Source organism: Streptomyces sp. BE20, assembly GCF_036322525.1.
In the GTDB taxonomy this organism is placed as follows: domain Bacteria; phylum Actinomycetota; class Actinomycetes; order Streptomycetales; family Streptomycetaceae; genus Kitasatospora.
Window position 1 is genome coordinate 28,993 of record NZ_JAQYWW010000857.1, and the last position, 15,893, is coordinate 44,885.

Here is a 15,893-nt window from a genome sequence, read left to right on the forward strand (position 1 = left end):
TGTCGCACCAGAGTCAGCGGCGACGGTAGGAGACGGTGTTGGGCGTGGCGTAGCCGCTGCCGTCGTCGACGATCACGATCTTGGGGATGATCCGCGTCTCGTCCTCGACCGGCTGCCCGGCGCCCGCCACCGCGTCCTCGACCGCCGACGCCTCCGGGGGCGAGGCCGGCCGGGGAGGCACCGGACCGGTGGCCACCGGCGCGTCCACCGGTCCCGGGGTGACCCGGAGCACCGCCGTCGCCTCGCCGACGGCCGGTGCCGTGACGGGGACGGGCTCGGGCTCGGTCGACGCCGCCGGGACCACCGGGGCGTCGTCCTTGCGCAGGTCGGCGACCGGCAGCGGGATCTCACCGGTGTCCGCGTCCGGGTCCACCACCGGGGCGTCCGCGGGGACGTCCGCAGGGGCGTCCGCCAGGACGACGGCCGCGCCGTCGGCCGGAGCGCCGAAGCGGCCGTCGTCGGCACCGCCGTCCGCCCGGACGCCCGCGGCCAGGGCCGCACCCGCCAGGGCCCTGGCCCCGGGCTCGATCGCCCCGACCGCCGCGCCGGTGAGCGAGGCCAGGGTCCCCTTGATGTGGTCGAGGTGCTGCTGCACCGTCTCCAGCCTGGTCGCGAACTCGCGCTGCTCGCGCTCGCTCGCCGCGTTGATGCGCTCGGCCTCGCGCCGGGCCTGCTCGATCAGCTGGTCCGCCCGGGCCTGGGCCTCGGCGTCGGCCTGCTTGATCTGGCCGAGCACGGTCTCCCGGTGCTGCTCGGCCTCCTTGAGCCGCCGCTCGGCGGTGGCCGAGACGGCCGCGTCCTCGGTGTCGGCCTTGGCCTGGGCCTCGGCGAACGTCTCGTCGGCCTTGCGGCGCAGCTCGGCCAGCTTGGCCTCGGCCCGCTCGGAGGCCTCCGCCGCCGCGACCCGGACCTTGGCCGCATGGGCGGTGGCGGAGTCGCGGACGGACCGGACCTCGCGGTCGGTGTCGGCCCGGATCGCCTCGGCCTCGGCCCGGGTGCGCTCGTCGGTGCGCCGGGCGGCCCCGTCGGCGTCGGTCCGGGTGGTGGTGGCGTACTCCTTGGCGGCGCGGTCGAGCACCTGACCGGCCTCGTAGACCTCGTCGCGGAGGTCCTCGGCGTGGCGCTCGGCCTTCTCGCGGACGGCCAGGGCCTCGTTCTCGGCGGTCCTGGCCAGACCGGCGGCCTGGTCGCTGAGCACCTGGTAGTCCGGCTCCGGGGCGTCGGCGGCGGCCTGCTGGATCTCGGCCAGGCGGCGTTCCATCTCCCGGATCCCGGCCCCGAGCACGCTCAGCCGTTCCCACGACTCGTCTCGCCGGGCGGTGAGTGCGGTCAGGGCGCGGTCGACCTGCTCGGGCGCGTAACCGCGCCGGGCAACGGTGAAGCCGTACTGGGGGACGGCGTCGCTCATGGGCTCTTCCCCTCGTGTCGCGGGCTGCGGAGCCCATGATCGGACGGATCGGCCTGTTCCGGAACCGGGTCGGGAGATCCGGTCAGGAATCAGGCATCGAACGGATCGAAACGTACCGAGGGTGGCCGGTTGCGACCATCCTCTTGACCTATTTTGCGCAGATCGTGGCGAAACCCCAACGAAGCAGAGCCGCACCAGCACGCCGAAGGGGTCGTTCCGAACACCGGAACGACCCCTCCATCTGCACGGATCCGCGACGACCCGCTAGAGCAGGCCGTCCCAGAACTGCTCCAGCAGCACGGCCCACCAGGTGTCCGCGGACTGGAGCGCAGCCGGGTCGATCGCGGCGAGCTGAGCCTGGAAGTCGGTGGTCCAGCGACCGGCCTGATCCGGGGTCAGCCCGTACCGCAGCCGCCACATCCGGCCCAGCAGGGCCATCGAGCGGACGAACTCCGGTACACCCGTGTTGACGAATCGGGGCGGCTCCCCGGTTCCTTCGAGATCCACCGCGACCACGTGCGCTGTGCCGTATTGCACACAGAGCTGGCGGCCGTAGTCGTTGCCGAGCACCAGGTAGCCGCCGAAGTCGGGGCCGCCCGGCAGGCCGCGTTCGGCGGCCAGCTCGGAGAGCGTCGGGATCGGGCGGCCCTCCTGGGCCTGCGCCCAGAAGAACGGACCGAACTCCCGCGGCAGGCCCGCCCACATCAGGGTCTGCGCCACCGGCTCGGGGACGCCCTGGCGGGCCACCGCGCGCTGCTCGAAGTGGAACACGTTCGGACCGAAGGCCTGGCCGAGTTCCTGTCCGAGCTGCTGCGGCGGGAGCGGCGGCAGCACCGGGACGGTGCCCGGGGCGGGCAGCGGCACCCGGAACGGCCGGACCCGCTGCGGACCGGAGGCCAGCTGGTGCAGCTCGTCCAGGTGGTCCAGCAGCTGGGCCATCCCGGCCTGCCGGGAGTGGTGGTCACGGCCGTAGTCGGCGGTGTGGGTGAGCCGGACGTTCGGCCAGGAGGCCGCGATCATCCGGTTGCAGTACCCGCCGGGCAGGTCGCACGCCTCCAGCTCGGTGTAGAGCTCCAGCACCTGCTCCGGCGGCACGTTCAGCCGGCGGAGGTCCTGGAGGATCTTCCACTCGGGGTGCGGGGTGCCGGGCTCGCTGCGGTGCAGCAGCTTCTGCTCCGAGCCGTCCGGGCCCCGGTAGCTGAGCGCGGCGAAGTAGCCGGGGCCGACCGCCGGCACCCCGGGCGGCACCGGGGCCCCCGGCGGCGGTCCGGGCACCGCGGCGGGCGGGACGGGAGCCGGCGGCACCGGCGGCCCGGCCGGGGCCGGTGCGGGCGCCTGCGCGGCGGGGGCGGGCGCGCCGGGGTAGCCGTACCCGGCTCCGGCCGGGCCACCCGGACCGGGCGGCGGCGGGACGGCGGGGCCGCCGGACGGCGGGGTTCCCGGGTCGGCGGGGGGCCCGCCGAGCAGTGCGGGGTCGATCGCGCCCGCCAGCTGGGTGCGCTCGTACGCCACGCCGCCGGCCGGCTGGGCGGGGGCGCCGGGCGGCCCGGCCGGGGCGTCGCCGCCGCGCAGGGCCCCCGGGGGCGGGGGCGGCGGGGTGCTGCCCGCACCTCGGCCGCCGGGGCCGGCTCCGGGGCCGGACGCGGCCGGGCCGGAACCGCCGCGGAGCCCCGCGGGCGGGGGCGGCGGCGGGGCCGACGCCGGGTTGCGGCCGACGGCGCCGGGGGCGGGAGCGCCGGGCGCCGGGGCACCGGGTGCGCCGGAAGCGCCCGGGCCGCCGCGCAGCCCCACGGGCGGGGGCGGCGGCGGGGCCGAGGCCGGGTTGCGGCCGCGGGCGCCCTGCGGCCCGTCGGCGGCGGGGCCTGCGGGCGGCGGTACGGGAGCGCCGGGCCCGGGCGCACCCGGCAGGCCGGCCAGACCCGGGACACCGTCGGGCGAGGCCAGCATCGTCGGGGCGTGCTCGACGGTGGGGCCGGCCCCCGGACCGGAGTACGGAGGCACCGGGGCACCGGGGGCGCCCGGCGCGGGCGCGCCGGGCAGGCCGCCCAGACCGGGGAGGCCCCCGGGCGGGGCGAGCACCGTCGGCGCCGGCTCCACGGCCGGACCGGACGGCGGCACCGCGGCACCGGGCCCGGGCGCGCCGGGCAGGCCGCCCAGACCGGGCAGGCCGCCCAGACCGGGGAGGCCCCCGGGCGGGGCGAGCACCGTCGGCGCCGGCTCCACGGCCGGACCGGACGGCGGCACCACCACCTGCAGGCCGCCCTCGGGCAGCAGCACGGTGGCCGCCTCCGAACCGGCGCTGGGCGCGCCGGGCAGGCCCGCGCCGTTGGTGCGCAGCCCCTCGGGCAGCAGCACGGTGGCCGCCTCGGCCCCCGCGGCGGACACCGGCGCGTCGGCCGGGTCGTCGAATACGGGCGGCGGGGCGAGCATGGTCGGGGCGTCCCCGGCGGGCCGCTCGGAGACCGGCGGCGTGGTCAGGACGGCGGGCGCCGGCCCGTGCTCGGCGCCCACCGGAGCCGACGGCGCGGGCAGCACCGGCGGCGCGACGGGCGCGGCGGGCGGCACCGGCTCGGCGGGCGTACCCAGCCGCTCCGCCTCGGCGGCGAGCGCCGCAGCACCGGCTTCCTGCAGCCACTGCGGCGGGCTGAGCAGGAAGGACGTCGCCTCGACCGGCCCCGGCGTCGGCCGGGCCGCCCCGGCCGGGTTGGCCGCGACCGGCCGGCCGTAGGCCTCCTCGTACTGCCGGACGACCTCGTTGACCGGCAGCGCGGGCCAGAGCGTGCTGGCGCCGGAGTCCCGGGCGATCACCAGCCGTGCCTCGCCCTCGGATCCGGTCGCACCGGCCCCGGACCGGCCCGCGGAGTCCGCGCCCCCGCCGGGCTGGACCGCCCAGCAGACGAAGCCCAGGTCGAACTCCCGGACCCGCACCTCGCGCTGCCGCTCCTGCGGCACCCCGCCGTTGATCCACTCCTCGGCGAGCTCCTGCGCCTGCGCGTACGTCACCACGCCCGGTTCACCCCTGTCCCCTTCGTCCCCGCTTGTTCCGCACCTTCGACCACCGGTACCGGGGCCGGCCCCGGCCGCGCCACCGCCGCCACGTCAGCCCACCGGGACGGCGCGCGCGAACCCGCCGTCCACCATGAGCTCGGCGACCGTCTCCAGCTCCGGCGGGCTCCCGGCCAGCCGGAGCAGGAAGGCGTCGAAGTCTTCGCCGCAGGGCAGCAGCAGCCGGCCGGCCCGGTCCTCCGGCGACTCGGCGGCGCCGTTGTCGCGGGCGTCGTCGTAGAGGCAGAACCAGACCGAGCCGGTCCGCTCGCCGCGCACCTTGAGCGCCACGATGCCACCCTGCGCGTAGGCGATGCCCAGGTAGTCCTTGGTGAGGTGGTCACGCAGGCACTTGTTGGCGTAGACGACGTCCTCGGTGCCGTACTCCTCGCTGAGCGTCAGGAACGGCTGGTCGAGCAGCAGCCCCAGCTCCGGGTCGAGCGCCACCCCGACCGGGGCGTGGCCGCCGCCGAGCTTGAGGAAGGTCCGGTAGGCGCCGGGCAGCCGGTAGCCGAGGCGCTCCTCGGCGCGCTGCACCAGGTCCTCGGTGACGCCGATCGGGTCGCCGCCGTCCTTGGCGAGCGAGAAGTGCACCGGCCGCTTCTCCTGGAGCGGCCGGGTGCCGCGCCGGAAGTGGTCGGCGGAGGAGGTGGCCAGGCCGCCGTGGTGCCGCAGCAGGGCCTTGACCTCGACCGGAACCAGTTCCATCCGGCGCCAGCCGGGGGCCGCCCGGCCGACCGCGTGGTGCCAGGTCCAGCCGGGCGGAGTGGCGACGGCGGTCTCCAGGTCGGCCCAGAGCGGGTGGCCCTGGGTGAACAGCGCGGCGTTGGCCGACACGTAGTCGGTCAGCCTCAGCTCGTCGACGCCGAAGCCGACGGGCGGGTCGGCGACCTCGGCCGCCGCGGCGGCGTACGGGCCGAAGTCCGGGTAGCCGTACTCGTCCACCTGGACCCCGGCGGGGTGCCGCTCCGCGCGGACCGGATCCGGGAACTGCACCACCTGACCTGCGTACGCCGCGTTCGGTGCGGCGGCGACGCCGGGCCGACCTGTCGTCATCTGGGAGCCCCCACTGGCTGCTGCAAATTCTCGGTGCGCTTGTTGGACACCAGGGTAGGGGGTGCGTCCCGGCCGCGGTCCCCCGCCCGGGGAGACCGGGACGGGACCAGGACAGGACGGGGGGCCGGACCGGGTTCAGGCCGCCAGTGCCTTGGCCAGCGCCTCCACCACGCGTTCCTGCTGCGCCTCGCCGATCTGCGGGTAGAGCGGCAGCGTCAGCAGTTCACGCGCGGCCCGCTCGGCGACCGGGAACGCCCCCTCGCCGTGGCCGAGGTGCCGGAACGCGGGCTGGAGGTGGACCGGGACGGGGTAGTGGACGCCGGCGCCGATGCCGGCCGCGTTCAGGGCGCCGAGCAGCGCGTCGCGGTCCCGGCCGGCGCCGACCCGCACCGCGTACAGGTGCCAGACGTGCTCGTTGCCGGGGGCGGTACGCGGCGGGGTGATCCCGTCCAGGCCGGCCAGCAGCCGGTCGTACCGCTCGGCTGCGGCCCGGCGGGCCTCGTTCCAGGCGGGCAGCCGGCGCAGTTTGGCCCGGAGCACGACGGCCTGCAGCGCGTCCATCCGGGAGTTGAAGCCGAAGCGCTCGTGCACGTACTTGCGCGCGGAGCCGTGGTCGCCGATCAGCCGGACCGCGGCGGCCAGTCCGTCGTCATCGGTGACGACGCCGCCCGCGTCGCCGTACGCGCCCAGGTTCTTGCCGGGGTAGAAGCTGGTCGCGGAGATCCGGCCGTGGAACGCCCGGCCGTGCTGCCGGGCGCCCTGGGACTGCGCGGCGTCCTCCACGACCGGCCGGTCTCCGGCCAGGTCGAGCAGCGGCGCCATCGGGGCGAGCTGGCCGTTGAGGTGGACGGGCAGCAGCGCGACCGCGTCCGGCAGGACGTCGGCGACCCGCGCCGGGTCGATCAGCAGGTGGTCGGGGTCGGCGTCGACCAGGACCGGGCGCAGTCCGGCCCGCTGGACGGCCTCGGCGGTGGCCACGAACGTGTTGGCGGGCAGCACCACACCGCCGCCGGGCGGGAGGTCGAGGGCGCGCAGGGCCAGTTCGAGGGCGTCGGTGCCGTTGGCGGCGCCGACGCAGTGCCGGGTACCGGAGAAGGCGGCGTACTCCTCCTCGAAGCCGGTCACCTCGGGGCCCTTGACGTAGCCGCCGCCGGCGAGCACCCGGTCGAAGCCGGCCCGGACCTCGGCTTCGACCTCGGCGTGCGCGGCCCTGAGGTCGACGAGCGGTACGGGCTGGTCGGTGGTCATCGTGGTCTCCCCTGGGCCGGTCGGACATGGGAACGGTCGGAACGCGGGAACGGGCCTGGACGGAGCGGGCCTGGACGGAGCGGGCGCCGTCGGGCGGGCGCCGTGGAACCGGCCCGGTGGAGCGGCGGGTGGGCGCCCGGGCCCGCGAGCCGCTCGCCCGGCCCGCTCAGCCGAGCGCGGTCCGCAGGGCCCCGACCACCCGGTCCTGCTGCTCCTCGGTCAGCGCGTGGTAGAGCGGCAGGATCAGCGAGCGCCGGGTGAGCAGTTCGGTGGCGGGCAGCGGCACCCGGGCGGTGCTCTTGTACGGGGCCTCCAGGTGGGCCGCCATGATGCCGCGCCGGGCGGAGACGCCGGCCTCGGCGAGCCGGGCGAGCAGCTCGGCACGGTCGGGGGCGCCGTCCGGCGGCAGCACCCAGCAGGACTGGTAGTTGGTGGTGCCGTGCGGCGGGTCGTCGACCAGCCGGAGTCCGGTCCCGGCCAGCAGCTCCCGGTAGCGCCCGGCGAGTTCGCGCCGCCGCGCGACCATGGCCGGCAGCTTGCGCAGCTGCACCAGGCCGACGGCGGCCTGGATGTCGGTCATCCGGTAGTTGAAGCCGATCTCGTCGTAGGTCTCCAGCAGGTTCGCCCCGCCGGCCGCCGCGTGCCGGTCCGCGGCGGAGACGCTCATCCCGTGCTCGCGCAGCCGCCGCAGCCGGGCGGCCAGTTCGCCGTCCCGGCAGGTGACCATGCCGCCCTCGCCGGTGGTGAGCAGCTTGCGCGGGTGGAACGAGTACGCGGCGATCGCGGCCGTGCTGCCGACGGGCCGGTCCCGGTACACCGAGCCGGCCCCGCAGGCGGCGTCCTCGACCACGGTGATGCCGCGCGGTCCGGCGACGGCCCGGACGGCGTCCAGGTCGACCGGGACGCCGCCCTGGTCGACCACGACCACTGCCCTGGTCCGCGGGGTGAGCAACGGTTCGACGGTGGCGGCGGTGAGGTTGCCGGTGGCCGGGTCGACGTCGGCGAAGACCGGCACCGCACCGACGTAGGTGACGGCGTTGGCGGTGGCGACGAAGGAGAGCGACGGAACGACCACCTCGTCCCCCGGCCCGACGCCGGCGCCGATCAGCGCCAGGTGGAGGGCGGTGGTGCAGGACGAGACCGCGACGGCGTGCTCGACCCCGAGGTGCTCCGCGAAGGCCCGCTCGAACTCGGCGACCCGGGGGCCCTGGGCCACCCAGCCGGAGCGGACGGCCTCGGCGGCGGCCTCGGCCTCCTCCTCGCCGAGCCAGGGGATCATGACGGGGATGGTGGACACAGGTGTACTCCGAACTGCCGTGCGGTCACGGCGGGGAGGAGCCCGCAGGAGCGGTGGAGCGGCCCCGGCGGCGGGCCCCGGCGGGCGGCGGGCGGGCCTCGGCGTAGCGGCCCGGTGACGCGACGGCCCGGTGGCTACTGCTCGCGCCACCAGGCGACCAGCCGGCGCAGGCCCTCGTCGAGGCCCAGCTCGGGCTTCCACCCGAGGTCGCGTTCGGCGGCGGCGATGTCCGCGAGCCGCCGGACCACGCCGCCGGCGGTGTCCCGCGCCGGGCCGTGCTCGACGCCCAGGTCGGTCCGGTCCATCGCGGCGAGCAGCGCGTCGGCGAGGCCGCGCAGCGAGACCTCACCGGCGCTGGCGATGTTGTAGACCCGGTCGGTGACGGGCGCCGCGGCGGCCAGCAGGTTGGCCCGGGCGATGTCCTCGGTGTAGACGAAGTCCATGGTCTGCGCGCCGTCACCGAAGATCAGCGGCTGCTGTCCGGCGACGATCCGCTCCATCCAGCGGATGAACACCTCGGTGTACCGGCCGTGCACGTCCATCCGGGGGCCGTACACGTTGAAGTAGCGCAGCGCCACGTAGTCCAGGCCGTACATGGCGTGGAAGGAACGGAGCAGGCCCTCGTTGAAGACCTTGGCGGCCCCGTACAGCGTGTCGTTGTTGTAGGGGTGCTGGGTCTCGGGCGTCGGGAAGACGTCGGCGAGGCCGTAGACGGAGGCGGTGGAGGAGGCGACCACCTTGCCGACGCCCACCTCGGCGGCGGCCTCGACCACGTCGAAGGTGCCGTCCACCATGACCTCCAGGGCCAGCCTGGGTTCGGTGGCGCACTGGGTGATCCGGATCGCGGCCAGGTGGAAGAGCAGGTCGGTGCCGGGGCGGAGCAGCTCGCGCAGCAGGGCACGGTCGCGGATGTCGCCGTCCACCACCCGCAGCCGGCCGGGCGCGGCCGCCTCCCGGGCGTACGCGAGGTTGGCCTTCCGGCCGCGGACGAAGTTGTCGAGCACCACGACCTCGCGGGCACCCGCCTCGATCAGCTGGTCGACCACGGTGGAGCCGATGGTGCCGGCTCCACCGGTGACGAGGCAGCGGGAGCCCTCGATCTCTACAGCGTTCACCGCGTGGCGGCCCTTTCCTGAGCTTCGGACAGTACGTCGTCTTGGGGCAGTGCGCCGTCTTCGGGCAGTGCACCGTCTTCGGGCAGTGCGCCGTCGAGGCCGGCGCCCACCGGGACGGTGGCACCGCCGAGTTCGAGGCTGAGCGAGGCCGCCTCCAGCAGCTGGAGCACCCGCAGGCCGGACCGGCCGTCGGTGAGCGGGTCCCGGCCCTCGGTGATGGCGGCGGCGAACTCGGCCATCACGTTGCGCAGCGCCTCCTGCTCGACCAGCGCGGGGGCGACCATCGAGCCGACCCGGTAGGAGATCTGCGTCTGGTGCCGGATCGCGTCGGTCAGCTCGTCGGGCGGGGTGAGGTCGACGCCGCGGTCGTGCACCGCGAGTCGGGCCTGCGGGTTGAGGTCGTCCCAGACCAAGGTGCGCCGCGACCCGCCGATCAGCGTGGTGCGGACCTTGGTCGGCGAGAGCCAGTTGACGTGGCAGTGGGCGAGCGCGCCGTTGCTCAGCCGGACGGTCAGGTACGCGACGCAGGCCCGTCCGGCACCGATCGGGTCGGCGCCCTGGGCGGAGACGCCGACCGGTTCGACGCCCGGCGGCAGGACGAAGTCGAGGATGGACAGGTCGTGCGGGGCGAGGTCCCAGAGCACGTCGACGTCCGGCTGGACGAGCCCGAGGTTGATCCGTACCGAGTCGAAGAACTGGACGTCGCCGATCTCCCCGCCGTGCACGAGTTCGCGAATCCGGCGCACCACGGGGGTGTAGCAGAAGGTGTGGTCGCACATCAGCACCAGCCCGCGTTCCTCGGCGAGCGCCACCAGTTCGGCGGCCTCCGCGGCGGAGGTGGTGATGGGCTTCTCCACCAGGACGTGCTTGCCCGCCTCCAGCGCGGCCCGGACCAGCCGGTAGTGGGCGGCGGCCGGAGTGGCCACCGCCACCGCGGCGACCCGTTCGTCGGCCAGCACCTCCTCGAACGAGGCGGTGGACCGGACGGTGCTGTACTCGCCCAGCACCCGGCGGGACTTCGCCTCGTCCAGGTCGCAGAGCCAGTGCAGTCTCAGTGCCGGCGTCTGCTGTGCGTTGCGGACGAGGTTCGGTCCCCAGTAGCCGGCCCCGACCACCGCGATCCCGATCCGGTTCGCCGGCACGGTCTCCGGCGGCGCGCCCGGTGTGGGCACGTGTTCGCCGGGCGCCTCGCTGGCGGATTCCGTCGTCATCGCAGGACCCCCCTTGCTCGGCGCCGCGACTCCCCCGCCCCGGCGCCCTCAACGTTCATGGCAAGCAAAGGAGTTGCCAGTACCCCACGGGGTTCCCCACCGGCCGAACGACCCCTCGGCTCGCTGCTGGAACGCTACCGGCCGCCACCACCGCCCGGGGGTGGATTCGGGAAACCCGGGGACGAGTCGTGACGATGCCGTGCGGATCCGGCCAACGTCGCGTGTCCGTCCGCCCGGGCGCGGGGCCCTGCCGGAGGGTCGACGGGCCGGCCCGGCCCGGCGCCGCACCCCGGTTGTGCGGTTGTCAGTGCCATTTGACAGGCTTGCTCCGGGCCGGCCCCGCCAGCCCCACTGGTACCGACAGCACCGGGGAGCGAGAGGGAGGACGACGCCATGACCACCGGGGAACCGGCCGGCACGCCGCCGCTGCGCCATCACCGCGACAGCCTGCTGCCCGCCGTCGCCGCCGCCCTGTCGCTGAAGGGCGGCGAGGTGCACACCCTGGCGGGCGACAAGTCCGCCCGCCGGCCCGTGCTGCACCCGCTGGTCGGCGACTTCCTGGACGCGCTGCCGACGGAGCACCGGGAGCGGTTCACCGGACGCTGCCCGGAGGCGGTCCTGCTGTCCCAGTACCTGGTGGCGGTGGACGGCAGGCGCTCCAAGCGCGCCTCCCGGAAGCCGATGAGCCTGCCCGAGGCCCGCAAGGCGCTCAAGGGCGCGCGGCTGACGACCGTACGGATCCGGGAGGAGCACGACCCGGCGCACGGCACCCACGCCCCGCCGTGCCGCTCCTGCTCGCCGCTGCTGGAGCACTTCACCGTGCAGAGCGTCGCCGTCGGCCCGGCCGCCGGCCGCTGACCGGCCACCGCCCGGTCCCCGACCGCGCACCCGCACCGTCCCCCGTCCCCGACCCGCCGGAGCCCGTCCTGAATCCGCCCAGTCCGCCCCCGCCCCCGCCGTCCACCCTCACCGGACCGCCCCTGCGGACGCGTCCGCGCTTCCCCGCCGACGTCGCCGCCGAGCTCAAGACGGCCGGCTGGCACCCCGGCCGCTGGCAGATCCGGCAGGCCGAGGAGTGGGCCGACGCCCTGGTCGGGTACGGCAGCCCGGCCGGCGTCCAGCACTCGGTGTTCCCGGCAGCGGTGGAGGCCTGGGCCGAGTTCGGCGGCCTCGCCTTCGACCTCGCCGGCCCCGGACGGCAGCTGGCCCGGACCCCGTTCCTGGTCGACCCCCTGTGCGGGCTGCACCAGCCGCGCACCCTGGCCGACCTCGGCCGCGCCCTGGACACCCGGCTCGCCCCGCTCGGAGAGGAGGCGTACGGACAGGCGCTGCTGGCGGTCGACGAGGAGGGCCGGGTCTACAGCCTGGACCACACCGGCGAGTGGTTCCTCGGTCACGGCGTCGACCAGGCGATCACCGCGCTGGTACTCGGCACCGCCCCCGAGCGGCTGCGCGCGCCCGACGAGCCGTAGACCGGGGCCGGTCCCGGCCGCCTCCCCGGACCGCAACCCACCGCGCCCGGCCGGGACCGGCAGCGGGAAGGCGGACGGGCGTCGGGGCTCAGACCAGCCGGTCGGTCCGGACCGCCAGCCGCGACGGCAGCACCGCCTCCACCCGGAACCCGCCGTCCCGCTCCGGTCCCGACGAGAAGGTGCCGCCCAGCGCGACCACCCGCTCCCGCATCCCGACCAGCCCGTTGCCGCCGCTGGGCAGCGCGGCCGCGGCCCGCTCGCCCCCAGGACAGGCGTTCACCACGCTGACCCGCACCCCGTTCGGCGCGTACGCGAGCAGCACCGAGACCTGCGCCCCGCCGGCGTGCTTGTGCGCGTTGGTCAGCCCCTCCTGGACCACCCGGTACGCGGTCTGCTCGGCCTCGGCGGTGAACTCCTGCCGGCCGCCGCTGACCGTGAGGGTGACGGCCATCCCGGCCGCGCGCGACTGGTCGACCAGCCGGGGCAGCGCGGCCAGCGAGTCGGGCTCGATCGCCGCCTCGTCGGACATCCGCAGCACCCCGAGGATCTCGCGCAGCTCGTTGAGCGCCTGCCGGCCGACCTCGCCCATCAGCTTGGCGCTCTGCGCCGCCCGGTCCGGGTCCTTGGCCACGATCCGCTCCAGGGCCCCGGCGTGCACCACCATCAGCGACACGCGGTGCGCCACCACGTCGTGCATCTCGCGGGCGATCCGGGTCCGTTCCTCCAGCCGGGCCCGGCGGGCCCGCTCCCGGGCCTGTTCGGCCAGCAGGTCCAGCTCGGTCTCCAGGCCGTGCGCGCGGTCCTTGAGCGACTCGATCAGCCGCCGGCGCGCCCCCACGTAGAGGCCGGTCACCACCGGGGCCACGGTCAGGCCGACGGACACCAGCAGCGCCAGCACCAGCTGGCCCCAGAACGGCGGCTGCTCGACGTCGCCGGGGGTCAGCATCGACAGCAGGATCACCCCGGCGACCTCGGCGTAGGCGAGCGCGGAGAGCGCCACCACCCGCCGCCGGCGCGAGGGCCACTCCCACGTCTCGGCCAGCGTGTACAGCGCCACCATCAGCAGCACCATGCCGGGGATCCCGGGCATCACCATCAGGGCGACCAGCACCGGTACGGCCGGCCAGCGGCGGCGCAGCACCAGGGTGGCGCCGGCCAGCGCGCCGAACAGCGCGACCCCGAACATCGTCGCGGTTCCCAGGTGGAACCGGGCGCCCAGGAAGGCGACCGAACTGGCCGCACACTCCAGCGCCGCGAGGGCGGCCAGCCCGGCGTCCAGGAGGGCGCTGCGCCGACGCCGCCACCACAAGAACGACCGGTCCCGCGCGCGCTCCCCAGGCGACTTGCTCATGGCTCACAGACTACGGCGCATCACCGCCCCTTCCCCACCCGGTTCCGCCCCGACACCTCGACCGCGCCCCAAGTGGTCCAGACCACATACGGGCCCGGGGCATCCGTGTCCGCCATCCGGCCACCTCGCGGACAGCGACCCTCCCGACACCTATGCTGGTCGCGTCGGACAGCGCGGTCCGCACGCGTCACACCCGCCACACGCGGGCGGACCTGTGACGATGAGCCGTTGCCGAACACCCCACCACCCCGAGGGAGCCAGCCGTGACCGCTCCGGTCCCCACCCCGGCGGACAGCCAAACCGCAGTCGGCGCAGCCGGCCCGGTCGCCGACAACTCAGCCCTGCGCGCGGACATCCGCCGCCTCGGCGACCTGCTCGGCGAGACTCTGGTCCGCCAGGAGGGCCCCCAGCTGCTGGGCCTGGTCGAACAGGTCCGTCTGCTGAGCCGCACCAACGGCGAGGCCACCGCCGAACTGCTCTCCGACATCGACCTGGAGACCGCCGCCAAGCTGGTGCGCGCCTTCTCCACCTACTTCCACCTCGCCAACGTCACCGAGCAGGTGCACCGCGGCCGCGAGCTGGCCACCCGGCGCGCCCGCGAGGGCTCGCTGCTGGAGCAGACCGCCGACCAGCTCGCCGAGGCGGACCCCAAGCACCTCCAGAACACCCTGGCCCACCTCGCGGTCCGCCCGGTCTTCACCGCGCACCCCACCGAGGCGGCCCGCCGCAGCGTTCTCAACAAGCTCCGCCGGATCGGCGAACTGCTCGACCGGATCCACCGCGAGGAGATCGCCGCCGGCCTCTCGCACGCCGACCCGGCGCGCACCTCCTCGGCCCGGCGCCAGGCCGACCGCCGCCTCGCCGAGGTCATCGACCTGCTCTGGCAGACCGACGAGCTGCGGATCGCCCGCCCCGAGCCCACCGACGAGGCCCGCAACGCCGTCTACTACCTGGACGAGCTGTACCGCGAAGCCGTCCCCGCGGTCCTGGAGGAGCTGCACGAGGAGCTGGCCCGGGTCGGCCTCGCCCTCCCCGACGGCGTCCGTCCGCTGACCTTCGGCAGCTGGATCGGCGGCGACCGCGACGGCAACCCCAACGTCACCCCGCAGGTCACCTGGGACGTCCTCAACCTCCAGCACGAGTACGGCATCAAGGACGCCCTCGCCGCCGTCGACGACCTGCGCAACTCGCTCTCCACCTCCGAGCGGCTGGCCGGCGCCTCGGTCGAGCTGCTCGCCTCGCTCAACGCCGATCTGCAGCTGCTCCCCGAACTGAGCCCGCGCTACAAGCGGATGAACGCCGAGGAGCCGTACCGCCTCAAGGCCACCTGTGTCCGGCTCAAGCTGGAGAACACCCGCGAGCGGCTCGCCAACGGCACCCCGCACGTCAAGGGCCGCGACTACCTCGGCACCCGCGAGCTGATCGCCGACCTCCGGCTGATCCAGGACTCGCTGCGCGCCCACCGCGGCGAGCTGATCGCCGACGGCAGGCTCGCCCGCGCCATCCGCACCGTCGAGGCCTTCGGCCTCCAGCTCGCCACCATGGACGTCCGCGAGCACGCCGAGGCCCACCACCACGCGCTCGGCCAGCTCTTCGACCGGCTCGGCGAGGAGGCCTGGCGCTACGCCGACATGCCGCGGGAGTACCGCCAGCGGCTGCTCGCCAAGGAGCTGCGCTCGCGGCGCCCGCTCGCCCCGACGCCGGCCCCGCTGGACCCCGCCGGCGCCAAGACCCTGGGCGTCTTCACCACCATCCGCGAGGGCTTCGAGCGCTTCGGCGACGAGATCGTCGAGTCCTACATCATCTCGATGTGCCAGGGCGCCGACGACGTCTTCGCCGCCACCGTGCTCGCCCGCGAGGCCGGTCTGATCGACCTGCACGCCGGGATCGCCAAGATCGGCATCGTGCCGCTGCTGGAGACCACCGACGAGCTCCAGCAGGCCGACCGGATCCTCGACGAGATGCTCTCCGACCCCTCCTACCGGCTGCTCGTCTCGCTGCGCGGCGACGTCCAGGAGGTCATGCTCGGCTACTCCGACTCCTCCAAGTTCGGCGGCATCACCACCTCCCAGTGGGAGATCCACCGCGCCCAGCGCCGGCTGCGCGACGTCGCGCACCGGTACGGCATCCGGCTGCGGCTCTTCCACGGCCGCGGCGGCACCGTCGGCCGCGGCGGCGGCCCCTCGCACGAGGCGATCCTCGCGCAGCCGTGGGGCACCCTGGAGGGCGAGATCAAGGTCACCGAGCAGGGCGAGGTGATCTCCGACAAGTACCTGCTGCCCTCGCTGGCCCGGGAGAACCTCGAACTGACCATCTCCGCCACCCTGGCCGCCTCCGCGCTGCACACCGCCCCGCGCCAGGCCCCCGAGGAACTGGCCCGCTGGGACGCCGCCATGGACCGCGTCTCCGAGGCCGCGCACACCTCCTACCGGGCCCTGGTCGAGCAGGAGGACCTGCCGAAGTACTTCTTCGCCGCGACCCCGGTCGACCAGCTCGCCTCGCTGCACCTGGGCTCCCGGCCGTCCCGCCGCCCCGACTCGGGCGCCGGGCTGGACGGCCTGCGCGCCATCCCGTGGGTGTTCGGCTGGACCCAGTCCCGCCAGATCGTCCCCGGCTGGTACGGCGTCGGCGCCGGCCTCGCCGCCGCCCGCGAGGCCGGTCTCGGCGACGTGCTCGACGAGATGTACGGC

The 15,893-nt window shown here is 75.7% G+C and carries 11 protein-coding genes; 3 read left to right on the forward strand and 8 right to left on the reverse strand.

The window, feature by feature from the left end; all coding sequences use genetic code 11:
- Positions 1–13: 13 nt before the first annotated feature.
- From PUR61_RS18495 to PUR61_RS18525, 7 genes are all read right to left on the reverse strand, one after another.
- Positions 14–1,408 (reverse strand): hypothetical protein, encoded by a 1,395-nt coding sequence (locus PUR61_RS18495; RefSeq protein WP_329880010.1) that lies wholly within the window; start codon positions 1,406–1,408, stop codon positions 14–16.
- Between the two features lie 264 nt (positions 1,409–1,672).
- Positions 1,673–4,414, reverse strand: coding sequence for an SUKH-4 family immunity protein (locus PUR61_RS18500; RefSeq protein WP_329880011.1), 2,742 nt, complete (start codon positions 4,412–4,414; stop codon positions 1,673–1,675).
- Positions 4,415–4,507: 93 nt separating this feature from the next.
- Positions 4,508–5,509, reverse strand: coding sequence for an SMI1/KNR4 family protein (locus PUR61_RS18505; RefSeq protein ID WP_329880013.1), 1,002 nt, complete (start codon positions 5,507–5,509; stop codon positions 4,508–4,510).
- Between the two features lie 135 nt (positions 5,510–5,644).
- Positions 5,645–6,757, reverse strand: coding sequence for a DegT/DnrJ/EryC1/StrS family aminotransferase (locus PUR61_RS18510; RefSeq protein WP_329880014.1), 1,113 nt, complete (start codon positions 6,755–6,757; stop codon positions 5,645–5,647).
- A 166-nt stretch (positions 6,758–6,923) separates the two neighbouring features.
- Positions 6,924–8,036, reverse strand: coding sequence for a DegT/DnrJ/EryC1/StrS family aminotransferase (locus PUR61_RS18515; RefSeq protein WP_329880015.1), 1,113 nt, complete (start codon positions 8,034–8,036; stop codon positions 6,924–6,926).
- 152 nt (positions 8,037–8,188) lie between these two features.
- Positions 8,189–9,169 (reverse strand): NAD-dependent epimerase/dehydratase family protein, encoded by a 981-nt coding sequence (locus PUR61_RS18520; RefSeq protein WP_329880016.1) that lies wholly within the window; start codon positions 9,167–9,169, stop codon positions 8,189–8,191.
- On the reverse strand, positions 9,166–10,380 hold the full coding sequence (locus tag PUR61_RS18525; RefSeq protein WP_329880017.1) for a Gfo/Idh/MocA family protein: 1,215 nt from the start codon (positions 10,378–10,380) through the stop codon (positions 9,166–9,168). Before PUR61_RS18525 ends, PUR61_RS18520 begins: the two co-directional genes overlap by 4 nt.
- A 393-nt stretch (positions 10,381–10,773) precedes the next feature.
- Between PUR61_RS18525 and PUR61_RS18530 the strand changes: the two genes are divergently transcribed.
- Both PUR61_RS18530 and PUR61_RS18535 read left to right on the forward strand, forming a co-directional pair.
- Positions 10,774–11,238, forward strand: a complete 465-nt coding sequence (locus PUR61_RS18530; RefSeq protein ID WP_329880018.1) for a YwqJ-related putative deaminase — start codon at positions 10,774–10,776, stop codon at positions 11,236–11,238.
- A 122-nt stretch (positions 11,239–11,360) separates the two neighbouring features.
- Positions 11,361–11,852: an SUKH-3 domain-containing protein gene (locus PUR61_RS18535; protein WP_329880020.1), complete on the forward strand. Its 492-nt coding sequence runs from the start codon at positions 11,361–11,363 to the stop codon at positions 11,850–11,852.
- An 88-nt stretch (positions 11,853–11,940) separates the two neighbouring features.
- On the opposite strand, the gene PUR61_RS18540 is transcribed toward PUR61_RS18535, so the two are convergent.
- Positions 11,941–13,203 (reverse strand): sensor histidine kinase, encoded by a 1,263-nt coding sequence (locus tag PUR61_RS18540; protein WP_329880019.1) that lies wholly within the window; start codon positions 13,201–13,203, stop codon positions 11,941–11,943.
- 263 nt (positions 13,204–13,466) lie between these two features.
- Here PUR61_RS18540 and PUR61_RS18545 point away from each other — a divergent pair.
- Positions 13,467–15,893: phosphoenolpyruvate carboxylase (locus PUR61_RS18545; protein WP_443034434.1), on the forward strand; the 2,427-nt coding region annotated here is incomplete at its 3' end.

Bases quoted from the DNA above. Each gene is read 5' to 3' on its own strand.
- PUR61_RS18510 (WP_329880014.1), bottom strand. From the start codon at position 6,757: ATGACCACCGACCAGCCCGTACCGCTCGTCGACCTCAGGGCCGCGCAC.
- PUR61_RS18515 (WP_329880015.1), bottom strand. From the start codon at position 8,036: ATGATCCCCTGGCTCGGCGAGGAGGAGGCCGAGGCCGCCGCCGAGGCC.
- PUR61_RS18495 (WP_329880010.1), bottom strand. From the start codon at position 1,408: ATGAGCGACGCCGTCCCCCAGTACGGCTTCACCGTTGCCCGGCGCGGT.
- PUR61_RS18505 (WP_329880013.1), bottom strand. From the start codon at position 5,509: ATGACGACAGGTCGGCCCGGCGTCGCCGCCGCACCGAACGCGGCGTAC.
- PUR61_RS18525 (WP_329880017.1), bottom strand. From the start codon at position 10,380: ATGACGACGGAATCCGCCAGCGAGGCGCCCGGCGAACACGTGCCCACA.
- PUR61_RS18540 (WP_329880019.1), bottom strand. From the start codon at position 13,203: ATGAGCAAGTCGCCTGGGGAGCGCGCGCGGGACCGGTCGTTCTTGTGG.
- PUR61_RS18530 (WP_329880018.1), top strand. From the start codon at position 10,774: ATGACCACCGGGGAACCGGCCGGCACGCCGCCGCTGCGCCATCACCGC.